This is a genomic window from Myxococcaceae bacterium JPH2 (assembly GCA_016458225.1).
Taxonomy (GTDB): Bacteria; Myxococcota; Myxococcia; order Myxococcales; family Myxococcaceae; genus Citreicoccus.
Genome location: JAEMGR010000009.1, coordinates 489,159 through 511,329 on the forward strand (window position 1 = coordinate 489,159; position 22,171 = coordinate 511,329).

General features: G+C 71.5%; 18 protein-coding genes and 1 pseudogene. 14 read left to right on the forward strand and 5 right to left on the reverse strand.

Annotated features, from left to right (window positions below):
• The first annotated feature begins 19 nt into the window (after positions 1 to 19).
• The 4 genes and pseudogenes from JGU66_17270 (at position 20) to JGU66_17285 (ending at position 5,897) form a co-directional block, all read left to right on the forward strand.
• A complete protein-coding gene (locus JGU66_17270; GenBank protein MBJ6762525.1) occupies positions 20 to 1,366 on the forward strand; it encodes a universal stress protein in 1,347 nt (448 codons plus the stop codon).
• A 109-nt stretch (positions 1,367 to 1,475) separates the two neighbouring features.
• A pseudogene (locus JGU66_17275) lies at positions 1,476 to 1,931 on the forward strand (hypothetical protein).
• 181 nt (positions 1,932 to 2,112) lie between these two features.
• Complete coding sequence (locus JGU66_17280; protein ID MBJ6762526.1) at positions 2,113 to 5,457, forward strand: DUF4082 domain-containing protein; 3,345 nt, start codon at positions 2,113 to 2,115, stop codon at positions 5,455 to 5,457.
• 176 nt (positions 5,458 to 5,633) lie between these two features.
• Entirely contained in the window at positions 5,634 to 5,897 is a 264-nt protein-coding gene (locus JGU66_17285; protein MBJ6762527.1) for a FruA-associating protein, FapA, read from the forward strand.
• On the opposite strand, the gene JGU66_17290 is transcribed toward JGU66_17285, so the two are convergent.
• Together JGU66_17290 and JGU66_17295 are read right to left on the reverse strand one after the other, a co-directional pair.
• Complete coding sequence (locus tag JGU66_17290) at positions 5,894 to 6,943, reverse strand: GHKL domain-containing protein (GenBank protein ID MBJ6762528.1); 1,050 nt, start codon at positions 6,941 to 6,943, stop codon at positions 5,894 to 5,896. The genes JGU66_17285 and JGU66_17290 overlap by 4 nt on opposite strands.
• Before the next feature lie 93 nt (positions 6,944 to 7,036).
• Complete coding sequence (locus JGU66_17295) at positions 7,037 to 8,212, reverse strand: SRPBCC family protein (protein MBJ6762529.1); 1,176 nt, start codon at positions 8,210 to 8,212, stop codon at positions 7,037 to 7,039.
• 217 nt (positions 8,213 to 8,429) lie between these two features.
• Here JGU66_17295 and JGU66_17300 point away from each other — a divergent pair, with 217 nt between their 5' ends.
• The 10 genes from JGU66_17300 to JGU66_17345 all read left to right on the forward strand — a co-directional run bounded on the left by JGU66_17300 (position 8,430) and on the right by JGU66_17345 (position 20,623).
• A complete protein-coding gene (locus tag JGU66_17300; protein MBJ6762530.1) occupies positions 8,430 to 10,550 on the forward strand; it encodes a PAS domain-containing protein in 2,121 nt (706 codons plus the stop codon).
• Positions 10,547 to 11,911, forward strand: a complete 1,365-nt coding sequence (locus JGU66_17305; protein ID MBJ6762531.1) for a sigma-54-dependent Fis family transcriptional regulator — start codon at positions 10,547 to 10,549, stop codon at positions 11,909 to 11,911. The genes JGU66_17300 and JGU66_17305 overlap by 4 nt, the downstream gene beginning before the upstream one ends.
• 110 nt (positions 11,912 to 12,021) lie before the next feature.
• Entirely contained in the window at positions 12,022 to 12,396 is a 375-nt protein-coding gene (locus tag JGU66_17310) for a response regulator (protein MBJ6762532.1), read from the forward strand.
• Between the two features lie 82 nt (positions 12,397 to 12,478).
• Complete coding sequence (locus JGU66_17315; protein MBJ6762533.1) at positions 12,479 to 14,260, forward strand: OmpA family protein; 1,782 nt, start codon at positions 12,479 to 12,481, stop codon at positions 14,258 to 14,260.
• An 11-nt stretch (positions 14,261 to 14,271) separates the two neighbouring features.
• On the forward strand, positions 14,272 to 15,432 hold the full coding sequence (locus JGU66_17320) for a FecR domain-containing protein (protein ID MBJ6762534.1): 1,161 nt from the start codon (positions 14,272 to 14,274) through the stop codon (positions 15,430 to 15,432).
• Positions 15,429 to 16,850: a CHASE2 domain-containing protein gene (locus JGU66_17325; GenBank protein MBJ6762535.1), complete on the forward strand. Its 1,422-nt coding sequence runs from the start codon at positions 15,429 to 15,431 to the stop codon at positions 16,848 to 16,850. Before JGU66_17320 ends, JGU66_17325 begins: the two co-directional genes overlap by 4 nt.
• A 78-nt stretch (positions 16,851 to 16,928) precedes the next feature.
• On the forward strand, positions 16,929 to 18,722 hold the full coding sequence (locus JGU66_17330) for a diguanylate cyclase (GenBank protein MBJ6762536.1): 1,794 nt from the start codon (positions 16,929 to 16,931) through the stop codon (positions 18,720 to 18,722).
• Positions 18,723 to 18,820: 98 nt separating this feature from the next.
• Positions 18,821 to 19,402, forward strand: a complete 582-nt coding sequence (locus JGU66_17335) for an aspartyl/asparaginyl beta-hydroxylase domain-containing protein (protein MBJ6762537.1) — start codon at positions 18,821 to 18,823, stop codon at positions 19,400 to 19,402.
• On the forward strand, positions 19,392 to 19,598 hold the full coding sequence (locus JGU66_17340) for a Nif11 family protein (protein MBJ6762538.1): 207 nt from the start codon (positions 19,392 to 19,394) through the stop codon (positions 19,596 to 19,598). Before JGU66_17335 ends, JGU66_17340 begins: the two co-directional genes overlap by 11 nt.
• Positions 19,595 to 20,623 (forward strand): sulfotransferase family protein, encoded by a 1,029-nt coding sequence (locus JGU66_17345; protein MBJ6762539.1) that lies wholly within the window; start codon positions 19,595 to 19,597, stop codon positions 20,621 to 20,623. Before JGU66_17340 ends, JGU66_17345 begins: the two co-directional genes overlap by 4 nt.
• On the opposite strand, the gene JGU66_17350 is transcribed toward JGU66_17345, so the two are convergent.
• From JGU66_17350 to JGU66_17360, 3 genes are all read right to left on the reverse strand, one after another.
• The gene (locus tag JGU66_17350) at positions 20,601 to 21,095 is read right to left on the reverse strand and encodes a hypothetical protein (GenBank protein ID MBJ6762540.1); all 495 of its coding nucleotides are present in this window, start codon (positions 21,093 to 21,095) and stop codon (positions 20,601 to 20,603) included. The genes JGU66_17345 and JGU66_17350 overlap by 23 nt on opposite strands.
• Positions 21,092 to 21,472: a DNA-binding response regulator gene (locus tag JGU66_17355; protein MBJ6762541.1), complete on the reverse strand. Its 381-nt coding sequence runs from the start codon at positions 21,470 to 21,472 to the stop codon at positions 21,092 to 21,094. Before JGU66_17355 ends, JGU66_17350 begins: the two co-directional genes overlap by 4 nt.
• 114 nt (positions 21,473 to 21,586) lie before the next feature.
• Complete coding sequence (locus tag JGU66_17360; GenBank protein MBJ6762542.1) at positions 21,587 to 22,156, reverse strand: hypothetical protein; 570 nt, start codon at positions 22,154 to 22,156, stop codon at positions 21,587 to 21,589.
• Positions 22,157 to 22,171: the final 15 nt, after the last annotated feature.

A 22,171-nucleotide genomic window follows, 5' to 3' on the forward strand; every position in this document is an offset into this window, starting at 1 on the left:
AGACACGAACGGGGGAACCATGTCCATCGTCTTCGGAACCGACTTCTCCTCGCAGGCGATGGAGGCGGCGGAGACCGCGACGGCGCTCGCGCACCGGATGGGGGAGTCACTCCATCTGGTGCACGTGACGGAGTACGGCAGCGGCGGGCGCTCGAAGGCCTCGGACGAGGCGCTGCAGCAGGGCGCCCGGGCTCGCCTGGAGGAACAAGCGGAGGCGCTGCGGGCGCGTGGCGTCGCCGTCGAGGCGCACCTGCTGGAAGGTGTCCCCGACGAGGTGCTGGTGGACCTGGCCACGAGCCAACACGCCGCCCTCATCGTCCTGTCGCGACACGGCCAGCGGGCGCCGCGCTGGCGCATGGGCAGCGTGGCCGAGCGCGTGGTGGAGAGCGCGCACTGCCCCGTGCTGGTGCTCCAGAACGCGCGGTCGATGGAGGCGTGGGCCAGCGGCGTGGGCTCGCTGCGCGTGCTGCTGGGGCTGTCGTTCTCTCCGCCTTCGGACGCGGCGGTGGCGTGGGTGAAGCGGATGCGCTCGCTGGGCCCCTGTGAGGTCATCGCGGCGCACCACTACTGGGGCGTGGACGCGCACGCGCGCTACGGCCTGCCGCTCACGCCGGGCGCTGAAGCGACCCCCGAAGCGGAGCAGGCCCTGCGCCGCGACCTGCTCGCGCGGCTGGGTGACATGCCCGGCTCGGGCGCCGTCTGGGTGCAGCTCCAGTCCGGACTGGGCCGCCCCTCCGAGGCGCTGGTGTCCCTGGCGGGGCGCGAGTCCGTGGACCTCATCGTCGTGGGCACGCATCAGCGCACCGGGGCGCGGCGGTGGTGGTACGGCTCGGTGTCTCAGCACGTGCTGCAGAACTCGAGCACCAACGTGCTGTGCGTCCCGGTCAGCGCGCTCCAGCCGCTGCCCCTGCCCTCGGTGCGACGCGTGCTCGTGCCCACGGACCTGTCCGACTGGGGCTCGGCCGCCGCGCGGTATGCCTACGCGCTCGTCCCCGAGGGCGGCGCCGTGTGCCTGCTGCACGTGGCCGAGCCCGGCTCCGGCGAGACGTACGATCCGCGCCGCTTCGTCGAGCCCATGACACCCGAGGCCCGCGCCCAGCGAGAGCGCGTGGAGGTGGCCCTGCGCGCCCTCATCCCCGAGGAGGCCGCGGCCCGACGCGTCACCACCGAGGTGGAGATCGTCGCCAGCCGGCGCGTCGCGGAGGCCGTTGGTCAGGCGGCGGAGCGGCTCGACTGCGACTTCATCTGCATGGCCAGTCATGGACGCACGGGCCTGTCACGGGCGCTGGCGGGCTCGGTGGCGCAGGAGGTGATCATGCACGGCGTCCGCCCTGTCTTCGTCGTCCGGCCTCCCCGCGATGAGTGAGCGCGCGCGGGCGTCCCTCCCGAGAGGACGACGCGAGGTCCGCTGTCCGCCATCCGCGCGGCACGGCCATTGAAGAGGCTCCCTCTCAGCGCCACCTGGGAGGTGTCTCATGACATCGATTTCCATCACCGAGTACGAAACGCGCCTCTTCTGGCAGGGAGCCCACAGCGCGGTGCTCACCAGTGATCACGCGACGCCCGTGCCCATCGGCCGACCGCTCGCCTTCTCCGAGGACGCGGCCGAGGGACACTGGGAGCCCGAGGCGCTGCTGGTGGGCGCCGTGGAAGGACGCACGCTCCTGGCCTTCCTGGAGCACGCGCGGGCCGCGGACATCTCCGTCCTCTTCTACCAAAGCTCCGCGCTCGGCCGGGTGATTGGCGGGACGGGGCGAATGCCCCAGTTCACCGACCTCATCGTGCGCCCGCACGTCGCCGTCCCCACCGACGCCGAGGCCGCGACCGTCCGCGACATCTTCACCCAGCTGCCTGGCTGCTGCTTCCCAGGCTCGGTGCTCCACGTCGCGCCGCGCATCGAGGCCGTGGTGGAGACCTGGAGTCACGCGCGCCCAGCGCAGCCGCGCCCCGCGCAAAGATGCCGCGTGGATGAAACGCTCCGCGTCGCGATGGCGCCCACGCCGGAACGTTGAATTCACAACATAAGCAAAATTCCGTCTCATTCTGGATTCATTGAGAAGGTCGGACCTCCTCTTGATGATGCGCCCGCATCCACCCGAGGAGAGACATCTCATGACTGGAATGAAGTGCCGCGCGGCCCTGGTTTTGGCCGCCGCGTGGCTGGCCCTCAGCGCAGGCAGCGCGCAAGCGCAGACCTATTCGCTGTTCCTTCCCACGGACGTCCCCATCGTCGCGTCCGTCACCAATGATTCCGCATCCGTGGAGCTGGGCGTGAAGTTCACGTCCGACGTCGCGGGCGACATCACCGGCATCCGGTTCTACAAAGGCGCGAACAACACGGGCACCCACGTGGGCAGCCTGTGGAGCAGCACCGGCACGCTGCTCGCCACCGCGACGTTCACGTCCGAGACGGCCACCGGCTGGCAGCAGGTCAGCTTCGCCACGCCGGTGCGCATCACGCCGGGGACGACGTACGTGGCCTCGTACCATGCCCCCGTGGGCGCGTATGGCTTCACCGACGCGGGCCTGACGACGGGGCTGGACAATCCGCCCCTGCATGCGCTGGCGGGAACCACCTCGGGTGGCAATGGCTTGTTCCAGTACGCCGCCAGCTCCGTGTTCCCCACGAGCAGCTACCGCAACTCCAACTATTGGGTGGACGTGGTGTTCCGCCCCGCCGAGCCCGTCACGCTCTGGCCCTCCACCGCCACGCCCGCCGTCGCCTCGGTGACGAACGATGCGCAGGCCGTGGAGGTGGGCGTGAAGTTCAAGACGGACGTGAGCGGCAACGTGCTCGGCGTGCGCTTCTACAAGGGCGCGGGCAACACCGGCACGCACGTGGGCAACCTGTGGAGCAACTCCGGCACGCTGCTGGCCACCGCCACGTTCAGCGCCGAGACGGCCACGGGTTGGCAAGAGGTGCGCTTCGCCGCGCCGGTCGCCATCGCCGCGAACACGCAGTACGTGGCCTCGTACTTCGCGCCCGTGGGCGCGTATGCCTTCAACGACGGCGGGCTCGTCACCGGCCTGGATGCGCCTCCGCTGCACGCGCTCCCGGGGAACGCCAACGGCGGCAATGGTGTGTATGGCTATGGCGCCACCACCCGCTTCCCCACCCAGAGCTTCAACAACTCGAACTACTGGGTGGACGTCGTCTTCCAGGCCACGGGCGCGCCTCCGCCCACGCAGCCGCCCGTTCCGGGACTCAGCCTCTGGAGCGCGTCCGCGACGCCCGCCGTCGCCACCGCGCCCGAGACGCAGGCCATCGAGCTGGGCGTGAAGTTCACGTCCGACCTGGACGGCAAGGTGAAGGGCATCCGCTTCTTCAAGGGCGGCGGCAACACCGGCACGCACGTGGGCAACCTCTGGAGCAGCACCGGCACGCTGCTCGCCACCGCCACGTTCACGTCCGAGACGGCCTCGGGATGGCAGCTCGCGCAGTTCGCCACGCCCGTGGACATCGCCGCGGGCACCACCTACGTGGCCTCGTACTTCGCGCCCATGGGCGGCTATTCGTATGACTCGGATGGCCTGGTCTCGGGCATGAACACCCCGCCCCTGCACGCGCTGCCCGGCGGCACCACGGCCGGCGGCAACGGCGTGTTCACCTATGCGAGCACGTCCACCTTCCCTACGCAGAGCTATCGCTCGACCAACTACTGGGTGGACGTCCTCTTCCAGTCCAACGGTCCGCCGCCGCGCCCAGGTGTCACGGGCGCGGGGCCGGTGCTCGTCGCCACGGCGCCGGGCAATCCCTTCACGGACTACCTGAAGGAGATCCTCAAGGCCGAGGGCATCACCACGTTCGCCGCCACGGACACCGGCAACCTGGGGTCGACCGTTTCGCTCAACGACTACAAGGTCGTGATCCTGGGCGAGCAGGCGCTCTCCGCCGCGCAGGTGACGCTGCTCACCAACTGGGTGACCGCGGGCGGCACGCTCATCGCCATGCGGCCGGGCGCGAACCTGAACAGCCTGATGGGCCTCAACGCGGCCACGGGCACGCTGGCCAATGGCTATCTGCGCGCGGACACGTCGCAGGCGCCCGGCCAGGGCATCACCGTGGAGACGGTGCAGTACCACGGCTTGGCGGACCTCCACACGGTGGTGTCCGGCACGCGCGTGGTCGCCACGCTCTACAGCGACGCGATTACGCCTTCCACCGCCGCCGCCGTCAGCCTGCGTCCGGTGGGCGCCGGCACCGCCATCGCGTTCGCGTATGACCTGGCGAAGTCCGTGGTCTACACGCGGCAGGGCAACCCCGCGTGGCAGGGCCAGAACCGGGACGGCTCCAACATCGGGCCGCGCGCTCGCTCCGACGACATGTTCTACGGCAACGCGCTGTACGACCCGCAGCCGGACTGGGTGAACCTGAGCAAGGTCCAGATTCCCCAGGCGGACGAGCAGCAGCGGCTGCTCGCGAACATGCTCCACCTGACGAGCCCCATCCCCCTGCCGCGCCTCTGGTACTTCCCGCGCGCGAAGAAGGCGGTGGTGGTGATGACGGGCGATGGTCACCCGGGCAACGCCACCGTGGCGCGGCTCAACCAGTACCTCGCGGCGAGCCCCACCGGGTGCAGCGTGGCGGATTGGGAGTGCGTGCGCTCCACCGTCTACAACTACGTCGGTGGCATCGACGCGACGACGGCGGCGTCCTACGTCGCGCAGGGCTTCGAGTACGCCATCCACCTGGACACGGGCTGCACGGACTTCACCGCGACGAACCTGGATCCATCCACGTACACGCCGCAGCTCGCGAGCTTCGCGGCCACGTACCCCACCCTGCCCGCGCCCGTCACCAACCGCACGCACTGCATCGTGTGGAGCGACTGGTCCACCCAGCCCAAGGTGGCGCTGCGCCACGGCATCCGGCTCGACACCAACTACTACTTCTGGCCGCCCGAGTGGGTGCTGGACCGTCCGGGCCTCTTCACGGGCTCGGGCATTCCCATGCGCTTCGCGGATGAGGACGGCACGCCGCTCGACGTCTATCAGGCCACCACGCAGATGACCGACGAGTCCGGCCAGTCCTTCCCGCTGCACATCGACACGCTGCTCGCCAACGCCGTGGGCCCGCTGGGCTACTACGGCGCCTTCACCGCCAACATGCACGTGGACGTGCAGCCGTCCTCCGGCTCGGACGCCATCATCGCGTCCGCGCAGCGCGAGGGCGTGCCCGTCATCAGCGCGAAGCAACTGCTCGAGTGGCTCGACGCGCGCGAGGGGACGCACATCAACACGCTGGCCTTTACCGGCACGGCGCTCTCCTTCACCGTCACCACCCCGGCGCGCAACCTGTCCTTGATGGTGCCGGTGCACTCGTTCAATGGCCGCACACTCGTCTCGGTGAGTGTCAATGGCTCAGCAGTCAGCGCACCGCAGCAAACCATCAAGGGTGTCGCCTACGCGTTCGTGAACGCCGCGCAGGCCGGCACCTACGTCGCGACGTACCAGTGAGCCCCACCCGCTCCCTCTGAAAAAGGGCCGGGACGGAGCCCGGTGCGCGACGCTGGCACCGGGCTCGACCGTCCCTCCCTTGGAGGACAGGCGAGTGTTCGCAATGACAAGCATTCATCTTCTCATTGCCCGAGAGTCCAAGTGTCATGCCTTGGGTACGTGGCGACCATCCGGGCATGAACAGACCCGACAAGCATACAAGCGCCCTGGATGAGTCGTGGGATGCCGTCGCGGATGAGTCGTCACCTCCGGACGCGGCCCGGCTGTGGCTCCAAGCGAGCATCCGCCTGACGCGTTCCCAGGCGGATCTCCATGCCGCCATCTTCTCGAATGACGGCTCCGAGGAGAGCCTCGACCGCTACGCGAGCGCGCGCGCTGAACTCGACTCAGCCGAGGCGTGGGCCCTGCGCGTCGCCAAGGCGCTGCCGAAGAGCTCCTAGTTCGCGCCGCGCCACGCGGGGAGTCGGAGCACGAACCGCGCGCCCGCTCCCGCGCGCGGGGCATAGCGCACCTGTCCGCCGTGGCGTTCGACCAAGCGGCGGACCAACGCGAGCCCCAGGCCCGTGCCCCGGGCCTTGTTCGTCACCAGCGGCTCGAACAGGCGATGGCGCAGCGCCGCGTCCACGCCGGGCCCCGAGTCCTCCAGCGCAAGCTCAACCATCGCGCCATCATTCGACGCCGTGAGGGTCACCGTGCCGCTCGTGCCCACGGCCGCCACCGCGTTCTCCAACAGGTTCACGAACACCTGTCGCAAGAGCAGCGCGTCACCCGCGACGGACGCGAGCCCATCCAGGCCCTCGGCGTGGAGCCGCACCCCCTCGGGACGCGGCACGGCCTCCCGTGATTCGGCCCAGACCTCTGTCAGCGACACCTCGTGCCGCTCAATGGGCGCGTCGCGCACCAGGCCGAGCAGCCCCGACACGATGCGCCCCGCGAGCCTCACCTGCTCGCCCATCCCCGAGAGGATCCGACGCACGCGCTCGTCGCGAGTCAGCTCCGGGCGGGCCTCCAGCACGGTGACCGAGGTCCCCAGCACGGCCAGCGGGTTGCGCAGCTCATGTCCAATGGCCGCGACCACCTCGCCCACCGACGCCAGCCGGGCTTCCCGCGCGTGCTGCCCGTGCCGGAGCTGGAGGACGCACGCGAGTTCTGCGTCCAGCCGGCGACGCAACACCGCGCCAGAGGACTCCGCCAACGAGCCCAGGTGCGCTTCGAGCGACTCGCGCACCTGACAGGCAGCGCTCAACAACACGGCGGGAGACAACGTGGAGGCCGCGTCCCACCACGGCGCGGGCGCGGGAGGGTTGAGCAGGGCCTCCAATCCAGCGAGGACCCCTGCCTCCAAGGCGGGCACCTCTCCCAGCACCGCATGCGCGCGCAGGCGCGTGGCCAGCGTCTCCGCGATCCGCGGCAGCTCGGCCTGAAGCGCGGCGCGGACGTCGCTCAGGGCCCGCGCGTCCTCGGGCCCGAGGTGCAGGTGTCGCATCGCCTCATCGTGGGGGCTGTCGTTCATCGTCACCGCGGCGCAGGGTAGCGCCTGCGCGGGCCCGAGGGTGAGGGCTCGCGCGGACGGCTCCCTTCAATGCGTGGTGCGCGAGGGGCGACGGTTGCCGAGGAGTTGCTCCCGCGTCACCGTCTCGCGGCCGGTGGCCTTGCCTCGCTCCAGCAGCGACTTGAAGCGCAAGAGGTCATCGTCCATCTGCTTCTTCGGATCCGCGCCCAGCAGCTTCGCGAACGCGTGGCCCAGCGCTCCGGCCGGAGGCTGGTACGAGAGCCGGATGTCCACGCGCGTCTTGCCCGAGGGCATGGACTCGAAGCGGACGACGCCTTCGTTCTGCACCGTGGCGCCGCGTTCGCTTCGCCAGGCCAGGAGCCGGTTGGGCACGCTGCGCACCGTCACCGCCTCCCACTCGAAGTGGGTCCCCGCGGGCCCCTTCACCCTCCAGCGCGAGCGGTCCTTCGCGATGAGCCGCACCTCATCCACATGCGTCATGAAGCGCGGGAAGTTGTGCATGGCCTCCCAGAACGCGAACACCTCCTCGACGGGCGCGTCCACCGTCACGTCCTTGTGCATGACGAGGCCTCGACCTCGCGCGCCCACGCCCGTGAGCCTCCGCAGGTCCAGGTTCGTCAGCGCGCGCACGCCCAGCAGCGCGCCCCCGAGCCCCGCCGCCACACCGAGAACGCCGCCCCGCCGCGCGCCCCACGACAGGAGCCCCAGCCCCCCCATCGTGGAGAGGAACCGCGCCGAGGGTGACCAGTGGCTTCGCAGTCGCGCCCCCGCTCGCATCGCGCCTCCTTGCAGGGCTGGGTGTCGGCTGGGCTCGTCATGCGTGAGCAGCTTGTCGTCCACGTCCTTGACGCCTCGCACGGCACGCAGGCGCGCCACCAGGCGGCGAGACTCCGGCGCGAGCACGTCCCCCTCCAGCACCACGTGCCCGTTCAGCGCCGTCACCCGCACCGCGCCAGGATGGGAGCAGACGCGCCCCAGCGCCGCGCGCAGCCGCTGCTCCAGCGTCGTGTCGGGCACGGGCTCGCCCGTTCGCAGCCGCGCCACGGCCTCACGGAGGAGTCCTCGCGTGCGGTGGGACAGGTCGCGCGAGACGATGCCCACCGCATCGCTCGCCTCGTGCCCAGCGTGCACCGCGCGGCCCTGCCAATGCGCGCGGCGCCAGCGGCCGTTGCGTGGATCCGTCCAGTACATCAAGCCCAGTCCGAGGCCCAGGCCTCCAAGTCCCCACCAGCCTGCTCTCATGGTTCGGCCTCCGTGTTGGCGTGCGCGTGCAATCCCATCTCGGGAACGTGACGGCGGACCTCGCACGGGACAGCCACCCCACGCCGCTGCGAGGACAGGGGCTCGGCACCCCGCTCGGCACGGCACTCGGGCGAAGGGCGCCAGGACGCGCGCCCGCCCTCCCCGCTGGACGCTCTCGTCGCGGCGCCAAAACCGGGTACGCTGCCCGGCTGCCCTCATGCAACGACTGGACGTCTCCCGCTCCCTGCCGCTGGACCTCGCCACGCTCGCGTCGCTGGCCGTGACCTCCGTGGGAGGTGCCTGCCTCGTCGGCCTCGTGTCCGTGCCCGACTCCGCCGCGTGGCTCGCGGCGTTCGTCATGATGGCGGGCGCGGGTGGCTTCGTCGCCCTGACCGAGCTGAGGCGGGCGCGGAAGGAGCGGGACGCCGCGCTGGGAAACCTGCGCGACTCGCACACGCTGCGCGACGGCTTCATGGACATCGCCTCCCTGGGCTTCGCCTTCTACGACCGGGAGCTGCGCTACGTGCACGTCAACGCCGCGCTCGCCGCCATGCATGGCGTGTCCGTGGCCGAGCACCTGGGCCGCCATGTCAGCGAGGTGCTGCCCGCGCTCGGGACGGTGCTGGAAGCGCGCCTGCGACGGGCCTTGGACTCGGACGGCCCCGTGCAGGACGCGGGCTTGCGCGTGGAGACGCCCGCGGCTCCTGGCGAGTCTCGCTATTGGTTCGGGACGTTCTCGCGCGTGCGCGGCGCACAAGGGCAGGTGCTCGGCGTCATCGCGGCGCTCTCCGAAGTCACCGAGCGCATGCGCGCGGAGCAGTCCCTCCAGGAGCACGAGGGCCGCCTGGATGTGCTCACCCGCTCGCTGCCGGACTACCTGTGGGGCGGCAAGCTGCGCGGCGGGCTGCTGCGCGACTTCTACTGCACGCCCGTCATCGAGCGCACCACCGGCTATCCCGCGAGCGCCTTCGCCCAACCGGGCCCGGATGGCTCACCGCCCCCGCTGTGGGCGGACATGGTGCATCCCGGTGACCGGGCCCGCTACCGCGCCTGCATCGAGGGGCTCGCGCCCGGTGCCGAGGTGGAGATTGAGCATCGGCTCGTCTGCGCGGACGGCCGCATGCGGTGGGTTCGCAGCCGCGCGGCGGCCTCCGCCGCCGACGCCCACGGCGAGCTGCACGTGGGCTGCGTCGTCACCGACATCACCGATCGCCGCCTCGCGGACGAGCTGCGCCAGCGACTGAGCGAGAGCTTCCGTCGCTCGGCTCAAGAGTGGCGTCGCACCTTCGACGCGGTCAGCTCCCCCCTGGTGGTGTTGGGCGCGGACGGCAGCATCCAGCGCCTCAATGCCGCGGCCTGCATCCTCTTCGGCGGCTTGGATCCTTCTGGCCAACCGCTGTCCACCGTGGCCGATGTGGAGCCCTGGACGAGCGCGCTGCCCATGGTGGACGAGCTGCTCCAGACGCACGGCAACACCGCGCGCCAGGTGCAGGATCCTCGCTCGCGACGCACCTGGGAGCTGTCCGCCGCCTGGGTGGATGAGGCCGGCAGCGAGGATGCGCGCATCATCTTCGTCGTCACGGAGGTGACCCGCGTCCTGGAGCTGCAAGCGAACCTGCGGCGCAACGAGACGATGGCCGCCATGGGCGCCATCGTGGGCGGCGTGGCCCATGAGGTGCGCAATCCCCTCTTCTCCATCTCCGCCGTGGTGGACGCCATCGAGGCCACCTTCGGCACCCGCGCCGAGCTTCAGCCCTACCTCGACGTGCTCCGCGGCGAGGTGAAGCGCCTCAACCACCTCACCCAGGAGCTGTTCGAGTACGGCCGCCCCAGCCAGGGCGAGTGGATGAACGGCCCCGTCGAGCCCGTGGTATCCGAGGCCGTGTCCGCCTGCGCGCTCGTCAGCGAGAAGTCGGGCGTCGCGCTCGCCCGCGAACTCGCGCCCGATCTTCCGCCCGTGCGCATGGACTCGCGGCGCCTCTTCCATGTGTTCCGAAATGTCGTGGAGAACGCGGTGCAGCACTCTCCCTCGGGGGCCACGGTCTGGGTGGCGCTGGAGACCGCGGAGGAGGCCGGGCGCGCGTGGGTGCGCTGCACGGTGCACGACGGCGGGCCGGGGTTCCGCGAGGAGGACCTGCCGCACGTCTTCGAGCCGTTCTTCAGCAAGCGCCGAGGCGGCACGGGGCTGGGGCTGGCCATCGTCCAGCGCATCCTGGAAGAGCACCAGGGGCAGATCCGCCTGCGCAACCATCCGGCCGGGGGCGCCGAGGTGACGCTGCTCCTGCCCGCTGTTTCCTCGCATCCCACGGCGCAGCCCCTAGACTCCCTGGCCTCATGACGCGCACCCGCATCCTTCTCGTGGACGACGAGCCCGGTGTCCGGCTGGGCATGCGGGGCTACCTCACCGCGCACGGCTTCGACGTGGACGAGGCCACCAGCCTCGCTGAAGCACAGGAAGCCTTCCGCACCCATCGCCCCGACGCGGCCGTGGTGGACTACCGCCTCCCGGACGGCACCGCGCTGGAGCTGCTGCCGCGCCTGAAGGAGATCGACGCGGCGGTGCCCCTGGTGGTCCTCACGGGCCATGGCTCCATCGAGCTGGCCGTGCAGGCCGTGAAGGAAGGCGCCGAGCAGTTCCTCACCAAGCCGGTGGAGCTGGCGGTGCTGCGCGTCGTGCTGGAGCGGCTGGTGACGCAGCGCCGGGAGCGACAGCGGCAGGCCGCGGATCGCTCGCGACACGAGCGCGTCACGGTGGATCCCTTCCTGGGAACCAGCGCCGCCATCCAGGCGCTGCGAGCGCAGGCCGAGCGCGTGGTGGGCAGCGACAGCCCGGTGCTCGTCACGGGCGAGACGGGCAGCGGCAAGAGCGTGCTCGCGCGCTGGCTGCACGAAGGCGGCCCGCGGGGAGACGCGCCCTTCGTGGATCTCAACTGCGCGGCGCTCTCCAAGGAGCTGCTGGACTCGGAGCTGTTCGGTCACGAGAAGGGCGCGTTCACGGGGGCCGTGACGGCCAAGCAGGGCCTCTTGGAAGTGGCGGACCGGGGGACCCTGTTCCTGGACGAGATTGGCGACATGGACGTCGCCGTCCAACCCAAGCTGCTCAAGGTGCTGGAGGAGAAGCGCTTCCGCCGCCTGGGTGACGTGAGGGATCGCCGCGTGGACGTGCGCCTCATCGCCGCCACGCACCAGGACCTCTCCGCCGCCGCGCGCGAGAAGCGCTTCCGCAGCGACCTGTACTTCCGCATCAGCACGCTCATCCTCCACGTGCCGCCCCTGCGCGAGCGCCCCGAGGACGTGGCCGTGCTCGCGCGCCACTTCCTCGCGGAGATGGGCGCGCCGCGGGGACGTCGCGAGGTGGGGCTCCAACCCGACGCCGAGGCCGCCCTCATCCGCTACCCGTGGCCGGGCAACATCCGCGAGCTGCGCAACGTGCTGGAGCGCGCGGTGCTGCTGTCGGGCGGCGGGCCCCTGTCGCGCGGCGACCTGCGCTTCGAGCCCCACTCCGAGGACGAGTCCTCCGCCGAGGATGACCTCACCCTGGAGGAGCTGGAGCGCCGACACATCGAGCGCGTGCTGCGCAGGGAGAATGGCCACGTCGAGCGCGCGGCCACTCGGCTCGGCATCCCCCGCTCCTCCCTCTACGAGCGGCTCAAGCGCTTGGGCATCAATCGGTCTGGATTCCAGAAATCGGATCCATGATCCGGACAGCCCCCGAGGCGGGGACATGTCCTCGTGTGTAAGTATTCGGATCTCCTGGGGGAGCGTGGAAGACACCGCGCTGGCCCTGGCCTTGCTGGTGCGCCCGGCCCGTGTCCCTCAACCTCTTGATTGTCGATGATGAGACGTCACTGCGATGGGTGCTGGGGCGCTTCTTCGCCGGGGCGGGCTATCAAGTCGATTCGGCCGAGGGCTTGGACGAGGCACTGGGACTGATGACGCGCGGACAGTACGACCTCATCATCAGTGATTTGCGGCTGAGCGGGACTCAATCCGAGGAGGGGCTGGCCATCGCGGAGTTCGCGCGGAAGTCCACCCCTCGCACGCGGGTGGTGCTACTCACCGCCTTCACCACCCCGGAGCTGGGGGTGAGGGCGCGGGCATCGGGGGTGGACCTGGTGTTGCCCAAGCCCCAGCCGCTTCCGGCACTGGCGCAGCATGTCTCGGCGCTGCTCGCGCCACGATGAGCACGGGGGGCGAAGTGACATGGAACGCAAGCCGCGCGTGGGGAACGCCGACGGTGCAGGCCTTTTCAATGGGACCGAGGACATGAACGGTTACGGCTCACTGGACAAGCGAGGGCGCGCACGGGGGTGGGTGCTCCTGTCGCTGACGGCGGCGCTCGGAGTGGCGGCCCCCGCGGCGGCGCAAGTCACGGCGTCCCAGGCCATTGACGTGCAGCAGTACAAGCCGGGCCCCGGTGCCTACGACGTGCTGAGCCTCCATGGCGCGCGCGTGAGGGAGCACCTCGCCTGGAACGTGGGCGCGTCGCTCAACTACGCGAACCATCCGCTCAACGTGTTGGATCCGCGCAAGGACGCCTTCACGTACCGCATCGTGAAGAGCCAGCTCTCGTTGGACCTGCTGGGCTCCGTCTCGCTGTTCGGTCGGGTGGAGTTGGGCCTGTCCCTGCCCGTGACGACCACGTCGTCGCAGCCCTCCGGGGCCGTGTCGCCGGACTTTTCGAGCGGCGTGGGCGCCACGGGCGTGGGCGACCTGCGTGTGGTGCCCAAGGTGGCGCTGCTGTCCACCGACAGCGGCCTGCACCTGGGCCTGGCCCTCCCCTTCACGCTGCCCACCGCGGGCGGCTCGAACTTCCTGGGCTCGGATGGCCCGTCCTTCCAGCCGCGGGTCGCGGCGGAGTGGCTGGGTGAGTCCGTGCGGCTGTTGGCCAACGTGGGCGTCAACCTGCGCAAGGAGGCCCAGCTGCGCAACCTGCACGTGGGCAATGAGTTCGCGTACGGCGTGGGCGCGGAGGTGCCGCTGACGCAAGCGCTGACCGCGGCGGCCACGGTCGCGGGCTCGCTGGGCTTCCAGGAGACGGACACCGAGGAGCGCCCGCTGGAGGTGCTGGGCGCGCTCAAGTACCGCTTCGCCAACGGACTGGCGGCGCACCTGGGCGCGGGCCCGGGACTCACGCGCGGCTATGGCACCCCGGGCTTCCGCGTCCTCGCGGGCCTGGGTTGGTCGCCCGCGACTCCCGCTCCGCGCACGGCGCCCGCCTGCGCGCTGGGCCCCGAGGACTACGACGGGTTCCAGGACGACGACGGCTGCCTGGATCCGGATGACGACGGCGACGGCATCCCCGACACCGAGGACATCTGCCCCACCGAGCCCGAGACGCGCAACGGCTACCGCGACGAGGACGGGTGCCCGGACGAAGCGCCCCCCGAGGCGTCGGCCTCGACGAGCGCCCCGCCGCCCATGGCGCTGCCGCCCGCGCCGGTGGACTCCGACAAGGATGGCTTGCTCGACTCGGAGGACCGCTGCCCGAACGTGCCCGAGGACATGGACGGCTTCGAGGATGCGGACGGCTGCCCCGAGCCGGACAACGATCGCGACGGCATCGCCGACGCCCAGGACAAGTGCCCGCTGGAGGCCGAGACCATCAACGGCGTCGCGGACGAGGACGGGTGCCCGGACAAGGGTCAGGCGAAGGTGCGGCTCGAGGGCTCGCGCATCCTCATCCTCGACAAGGTGTACTTCGCGACGAACAAGGACGTCATCCTGCCGCGCTCCTACGGACTGCTCTCGCAGGTCGCGTCCGTCCTCAAGGCCCACCCGGAGTTGGAGAAGGTGCGCGTCGAGGGCCACACGGACAGCCAGGGTGATGACGCGAAGAACCTCAACCTGTCGCAGCGGCGCGCCAACAACGTGCGGGCGCACCTGCTGAAGACGGGCATCGCGCCGGAGCGACTGGAGGCGGTGGGCTACGGCGAGTCGAAGCCGGTGGACACCAACGCCACGGCGCGCGGACGTGAGAACAACCGCCGCGTCGAGTTCAACATCGTGAAGACCGCCGAGCCCTCGGCGGAGGGAGGGACCCCGTGAAGACGACGCTCCTGGTGGGAGCCGGGTTGGCCCTGGGGCTGCTCGCCACGCCCGCGCTGGCCGCGCCAGTTCCGGGCGCATGCGGCGGGCTGCGCTTCGAGAACGGCCGGCTGGAGACGGGCAGCGTGCTCGCTCCTCGCGGCCCGCAGACCGAGGCGTGCCTGAAGGAGATCGCCGAGGCGCTGAAGGCGCGCCCCGCCATCCGCTCCGTCACGGTGGCCGCCCGCCTCCCCGATGCCGAGCGCCTGGAAGGCCAGGGGCTCGCGGTGGCCCGTGCGGCGGCGGACGTGCTGGTGAACGCGGGCGTGCCGCGCACGCGCGTGTCCGTGGTGGCGCCACCGTCCGCGCCCGATGCGCCCGGCCAGCTCCAGCTCGCGTACATCGAGCGGGCGCCGCTGCCGGCCGTGGCTCGACTGCGCGCGGCGAGCGGTGACGTGGCGGTGGGCCCCAACCCCGCCGAGCTGCGCCCACGCGTCACCGGAGATGCCCTCTACACGGGCGAGCTGGTGAACACGGCGAAGGGCGCGCAGGCGGAGCTGGCGCTCGCGGACGGCAGCGTGGTGCGCGTGGCGCAGGAGAGCCTCGTGCGACTGGGCACGCTGGAGCTGACGGCGCAGATGCAGCGCAAGGTGCAGCTGGAGCTGCTGCACGGCACGGTGGAGACGGAGGCCGCCAAGGGCGGCGTGGGCTCCGTGTTCGAGGTGCGCACGCGCGGCGCGGTGGCCGGTGTCCGTGGCACGCGCTTCCGCGTGTCGGCGCAGGGAGACGGCACCAGTCGCCTGGAGACGCTGGAGGGCAAGGTGGCCCTGGCGGCGGAGCGCGGCGAGGTGGACGTCAACGGAGGCTTCGGCTCGCGCGCGAAGCCCGACCATGCCCCCGAGGCGCCTCGCGCGCTGTTGGCCGCGCCGCTGCTCGGCACGCCACGCGGGGGCACCTTCCCCACCGCGCCGAAGCTGACGTGGAAGGCCGTGCAGGGCGCGAGCAGCTACCGCGTGGAGCTGGCGCGCGCCGCGGACTTCGCGACGGGGACCGAGGTCCAGGTCGCCCCCGGCCTGGAGCTGACGGTGCCCCCCGCGCTCACGGGCAAGTGGTTCTGGCGCGTGCTCGCAGTGGACGCGGATGGGTTCATCGGCTACCCCTCGAAGATCTACACTTTCGACGTCCATCCATGAGTCAGTCCCCGTCCCCTCGCGCCGGCCTCGCGCGTCCTTCCCCCGCCCTGTTGCGGTGGCTGGGCGCGCTGGTGGGCGTGGGACTGGCGGCGGTGACGTGGGCGACAGGAGGCGCGCCGGGGCTGGGCGAGCGGGCGCTGTATGACCTCGCCGCGAGCCGGCTCCTGCCCTCGGTGCCTCCCACGGCGGACCTCGTGCTGGTGGAGGTCGATGACCGGGCGCTCGCGGCGGTGGGAGAGCGCTGGCCCCTGTCCCGCGCGACCTGGGCTCGGGTGTTCCAGGCACTGGCCGCGCGCCATCCCTCCGCGGTGGTGGTGGACATCCTGTTCGATCAGCCCGGCCCGCGAGACGCGCTGGAGCTGGGCGACGACATCCTGGAGCGCCTGCGCGCGACCGGGTTGGATCAGTCGCCCGCGGGGGCCGCGCTGGCGGCGGAGCTGGAGACCCGGCTGCGTGCCCAGGACGGAGACGCACGGCTGGCGGAGGCGTTCTCCGAGACGGGCACCGTCATCCTCGGCGCCATCGGGCTCCAGGAACCCGCGCCGCCCTCCGCATCCTCCAACGGCCCTCCTGGCCAACCGCTCCCGCTCTCATCGCAGGGGCTGCGACTTCAGTTCCAGGACATGGCCACGAGCATCGCGCCCTTGCGCATGGCCTCGGCCGGCGGCGGCACCCTGAACATGCTGGTGGATCCGGACGGCGTCATTCGCCGGTATCCGTACCTCCAGGGAGCGAAGGACCGAGCGTGGCCCGCGCTGGCACTCGCCACCGCGTTGCATCTGTATCCCGAACGCACGGAGTCGCTGCTGCGCGCGGCCTCGGTCGATTCAGGTGCTCCGCTGATGCGACTGCCCACCGTGGACTGGCTGCCCCGCGTGAGCCTGTCGGACGTGCTCCAGGCGGATCCAAAGTCGGTGGGGTTGGACCTTGCCCTGCGCGGCAAGACGCTCTTCCTGGGCGTCACCGCCACGGGCCTGCACGGACAGAGCACGCTGCCGGGGCAGATCGCCGTGCCAGGCGTGGAGATTCACGCCTTCGCCCTGGACAACCTGCGCTCGGGCCGGGTGATGCGCTCCTCCGGGGCCGTCGCCGCGGCGGGCTTGCTGGAGACGGCCGCGCTGCTGGGCCTCTTCCTGTGGCGAGGCCGCCGCGCGAGGACCCTGGCCGGCGCGCTGGGATGGGCGGGCCTGGGGTGGGCGCTGCACACGGCGCTCGTGGGCTGGCTCGCGGCGGATCTCGGCTGGGTCCTTCCCTTCGTGCCGGCGTGCGTGGGACTGGCGCTGGTGTCGTGCGCCGAGGCGGTGGCTCGGGGCGAGGACCTGAAGCGCCAGCGCGGCGCCCTCAAGCGGCTGTTCGTCCGCTATCCGCAAGCGGCCCCGGAGACGGCCGTGCCTCCCGCGCGGGAGGACGTCCGCTAGTCGAGCCCCCACTGCTCACCCGAGGCGGCGGGGAAGTCGCGAAGCAGTCCGATGTCCGTGGAAGCAGGACAGGAGCCCATGGCGCGCTACGCCCTCATCGCCGAACCGGATCCGCATCGTGCCGCCAGCCTCCTCTCGCTCGTCACCAGCGAGGGCATGGAGGGACATGTGGCGCGCGACGGCGAGGAGGCCCGCGAGGCCATCCAGCAGCGCGGGGCACCGGCCCTGCTGGTGACGGACCTCGCCCTGCCCCGCCTGGATGGCTTCGCGCTGCTGACGTGGCTGCGCGAGCGCTCGGACTCGACGGACACCGCCGCGGTGGTCGTCACCGCCTTCGACGAGCTGCGCGTGCGCGCGTGGCAGCTCAAGGACTCGCTCGGAATCCACGGGCTGCTCGGGCGCCGGGCCCCGATGGACTCGGTGCGAGAGGCGGTGCGCCACGCCTTGACGGGAGGGCCACGCTCCACCGAGCCGCCCACGCAGGACGGTGCACCCGACGATGTCGACGGGCAGAGAGCCCGCCTCGAGGCCCTGCGGATGGAGGACGACCTGCCTCCGGAGGAGCACCTCCAGGAGCTGGTCACCGAGGTGGCCTGTGCCTTCGGCGTGCCCGTGGCGCTGCTGACGCTCGTGCTGGGCAAGCACCAGTGGTTCAAGGCCCACGTGGACCTGCCGGCGAACCTGGCGAGAGAACGCGGCGCGCCGCGCGACTGGTCCTTCTGTCATCAGGCCGTGCAGGGCCGCGAGGCGATGGTGGTCTCGGATGCCCCGCGACACCCCGTGTTCCGCGACCAGCCCCTGGTGCGTGAGGGCGTCCTCGGCAGCTTCGCGGGCGCGCCGCTCGTCACCGCGCAAGGCGTGGTGTTGGGCTCGCTGTGCGTCGTGGACACGCGCCCGCTGACGCTCGGGCCGGAGGATCTCGCCGCGCTGCGCGAGCTGGCCGCGCGCGTGGCCGGAGACCTGGAGTCGCGGAGCACGCGCTCACGTCCCACCGACGCGGCCCCCGCGCGCACGGAGCCACCGCTCACGCAGGCCACGGCGCTCGCGCTGGTGCGTGGCGCGGTGCAGGCGCTGGATGTGCCCGCGCTCCTCGTGGGACCGGGGCGCAAGCCCTACGCCGCCAACTCGGCGCTGGCGGAGTTGCTGGGCCTTCCGGCGGAGCGGCTGGTGGGCATGGGCTTCGAGGCGCTGTGTCGTCACGTGGCCGATCTCACCGCGGATCCCAGCGCGACGGTGCGACAGCTCGACCTGGCCTCCGAGTCCTCGCGCGGGTTGCACCTGACACTGGCCCTGGAGCGCCCCCAACCGCGCGTGGTGCGCTGGGTGGCCCGTCCCTTCCTCGTCCCGGGTGGGGTGGCCCAGCTGCTGTCGCTCGTGGACGCCGCCGCGCCGCACGGGCTGCGCGAGGAGCGGGAGCGGCTGCTGCGCGTGGATGCGCTGACAGGGCTGGCCCAGCGCCGCGCGGGCGAGGAGCGCTTGCTGAAGGAGATGGGCCGGTGCCGCCGAGAGGGCCTGCCGATCAGTGTGGTGCTCGTGGACCTCGTGGGCCTGGGACGACTGAACGCGGCGCGCGGCTTCGACGCGGGAGACGCCGCGCTGCGAGACGTCGCGCGGCGCGCGGAGGCCCTGTCCCAGGCGCCCGCGTTCGCGGTGCGCTGGGAGGGAGGAACGCTGCTGGTCGCGCTCCCCGGCGTGGACGCGGTGGGTACCGAGGCGGTGCGGCAGCAACTCCACGACGCCCCCGGTGGACCTGGACTCGTCTCGGCGGCGGTGAGCCTCAACGGCGAGGAGGATCCCCAAGGCACCCTGGCGCGCGCGCAGACGGCGCTGGCCAAGGCCAAGGCGGAGCGTCGCGGGCGCTCGGGGGACTGAGGCTCCACCCATGGCTCGCGCGGGCCGGCCCGGTGTAGAACGCGGGGACGCCGGGCATGCCCGGAAAGGAGCGCCGCCTCATGTCGTCGTCGCGCACGATGCCGGACCGCCTGCGCTTGCCGTTCCAGTTCGATGTCGCTCGGCTCCAAGCGGATCTCGCGAGCCTCCCCGTGGGGACATGGGTCCGTCACTTCAACACGATGAACTACGAGGGGGAGTGGAGCGGCGTGCCCCTGCGCGCGGTGGCGGGCTCCGCGCAGGCCCTCTACCCGGACCCGACGGGACTGGAGCGCTACGAGGACACGCCGCTCTTGGCGGCATGCCCCGCGTTCCAGGATGTCCTCTCCGCGTTCTCCTGCCCCATTGGCTCGGCGCGCTTGCTCAAGCTCGCGGCGGGCGCGCACATCCGCGAGCACACCGACTACAACCTCGGCTTCGATGACGGCGAGGTGCGCCTGCACGTCCCCATCGTCACGCACCCGGAGGTGGCCTTCTTCGTCGCGGGGCAGCGCGTGCGCCTCCTGCCAGGCGAGTGCTGGTACATGGATCTCAACCTCCCCCATCGCGTGGACAACCCCAGCGACACGGACCGCGTGCACCTCGTGCTCGACTGCGTCGTGGATGACTGGCTGCGCGGCATCTTCGAGCAGGCCCGCGCCGAGAGCCTCCGTGTCGCGTGAGGCCTTCGAGCACTTTCACGCACGCGTCCTCGCGGACCCCGCCCTTCAGCGCGCCCTGCGGGACACACCGGACCTCGCCACGTTCCTCGTGCTCGCCCAACGCCTGAGCGCCGAGCAGGGCTGTCCTCTCACCGAGTCGGATTTGAGAGACGCCATGGACACAGCGCGCCGCACCTGGCGCGAGCGGTGGATATGACCCCGAAGGCCACCGTGCCACCGCTGGACGACGACTGGGCCCCCATCCGCGTCCACGCGGGCGCGGGGGGACTCCAGGTGGACTGGTGCCACCTGGGCTCCGAGCGCCTCACGGCCCCGTTCTTCGACCAGAGCATCGAGGACCGGCTGCGCCATCCCTTCGCCCTGCTCTTCCAGCACCGGACGTCCATCGACGCCTTGGTCGAGCGTCGACGCGTGCGCCCCGGGCTGCCCGTGCGCGGGCTCGTCTTCCACATGTCCCGCTGTGGCTCGACGCTCCTCGCGCAGCTCCTCGCGGCGCTGCCCCGCCATGTCGTCCTCTCCGAGGCAGGCCCCGTGGACACCGTGCTGCGTGCGCACCACGACCTGCCCGGCATCACGGAGGACCAGCGGATCCTCTGGCTCCAGGCGGTGGTCGCGGCGCTCGGCCAGCGGCGTCACCCGGAGGAGTCGGCGGTGTTCCTCAAGCTGGATGCGTGGCATGCGCTGGAGCTGCCGCTGTTCCAGCGCGCGTTCCCTGGAGTGCCCTGGCTGTTCCTCTATCGCGAGCCGCTGGAGGTGATGGCCTCACACGCGAAGCATCGCGGCGCGCACATGCTGCCGGGCGCGCTGGGGCAGGATCTGCTCGAAGCCTCGGGCCTGCCCACGACGTCCATGGACGAGTACGGCGCGCGGATGCTGGCCCGCATCTGCGAAGCCGGGCTCCAATCCTTCCAGCAACGACGCGACGCCCCCGCGAGGCTGGTCGACTTCGCCCAGCTCCACGCGTCCGCGGCGGACCTGCTGCCCGAGCTGTTCGACTTGAAGCTCACGACCGAGGAGCGCGAGCACCTGCGAGAGGTCGCGGGACGCGACGCGAAGAACCCCGTGCTGCCCTTCGAGGAGAACCGGGAGGAGAAGGCGCGAGGCCTCTCCCCTGAGGCTCGCGCGCAGACAGAGCGCCACCTGCGCCCCATCTACGAGCGATTGGAAGCCGAGCGCCGGCGAAGCCGAGGCCCGCGCCTCAGCGGCGCCCACGGCTCGTGAGGGCCTCGTTCACCGCGGCGGCCAGACGCGCGACGAGCTGCGAGTCCCGGCTGCTGAACACGGACTTCGCGCCCCCCGGCAGCGTGAGCACCAGCGAATAGGTGTCCTCCGCGAGCAACAGGCGGGCGAGCGACGAGAAGAACGTCAGCGCGACGAGGACTCGCGCGGCCTCCAGCGCCCCCGCCGTCACCAGCTCCCAGCGCCCCAGGACCACGACCAGGGGAAGCGCCACCGCGCCGCAGAAGAGCATCGCCACCAGCAGGGGCCACATGCGCGGCGAGCGGCGTACGGTCTCCACCTGGAAGACGTCCCCCAGCATCCAGGCACGCCCCTGCACCACGAGCCGCTCCGACGTCACGCGCAGGTCCAGGGCCTGGAACAGCGCGACCTCGGCGCGCTCCGCGACAGGAGCGACACGACGCTCGGAAGATGGCAGGGCGGGAAACACGGGAACGGCGGTGTGTTCAATCACGGTGCGCCTCCGGACGGGGACGGAGAGAGAACGGGAAGTTCTGCGCGCAACATGTCGCGCAGCTCCTGCAAGGGACGCCCCAGCGCGAAGCACCCCCGCGCCCCGAGCCGGAGCGCGAGCTGCACGAGCCGCTCATCCGAGAAGGGCACGAGGACGAGCACCGGGGCCTGGGCCGCCTGGGCCCGCGCTCGCTGCAGGACGGGGAGGATGGCCGCCCCCCGCTCCACATGCGCGAGCACCACATCCCACCCGCCCCCTGACGGCTCCTCGCGCGGAGCCAGGGCGATGCCCAGGTCCGCGAGGACATCCGACATCAGGGCGGCAAGTGAGTCATCCGCACCCAGCAACAGGGCGCGGGCGCTGCGGGCGGGCTCCACGGGCCGGGGTACAGCAACCCTCGTGCCCGGAGCCTCGCCGTCGGAGCGACGGGGGCGGCACCCCACCCACCCTGGCATTCCGCCAGGGCAGGCGTGGTGCTTTGCCAGGGTGGCCTACTCGAACGCCTCGAAGACGAAGCTGAGCTGGAGGTCCGCGACCGCCGAGCCACTGGACGTGAAGCCCGCGGTGGCCGGCCCACGGATGACCGTCTTGAAGCTCCCGTTCAGCAGCTTGGCGCGGTCCTCGGCGCCCATCGTGTCCGAGTCGAAGGCGACCGTGAGAGACACCGGGCCAGTGCCGGTGGGGGCCTGGATGCTGCCCACCGGGAAGGTGTTGTTGGTGTCGTTCATCACGAAGAGGACCTCGACCTTGCCCGAGAACACCTGCTCCAGGGCCGTGACGCCGGTGGACTGGGCTCCCAGGAGCAGCGTCAGCGAGGACACCGTGATGCGCGACGGGTCGTGCCCATCCAGCTTCGCGCGCGCGTCATTGACGAACGCGCCATAGGGATTGCTCGACTCCGAGGTGATGCTCTTGTCCTGCTCGATGGTGCCACTCTTGATGTCGCTGGCCTTCGACTTCAGGTTGATGCCCACCGAGGACGACGTCCCCACGGGGTCCTTTCCACAGCCAACCGCCAACACCGCCCCCACGACGAGGACCGCGAGCGAACGAAAACGCATGACAGGGTCTGCCTC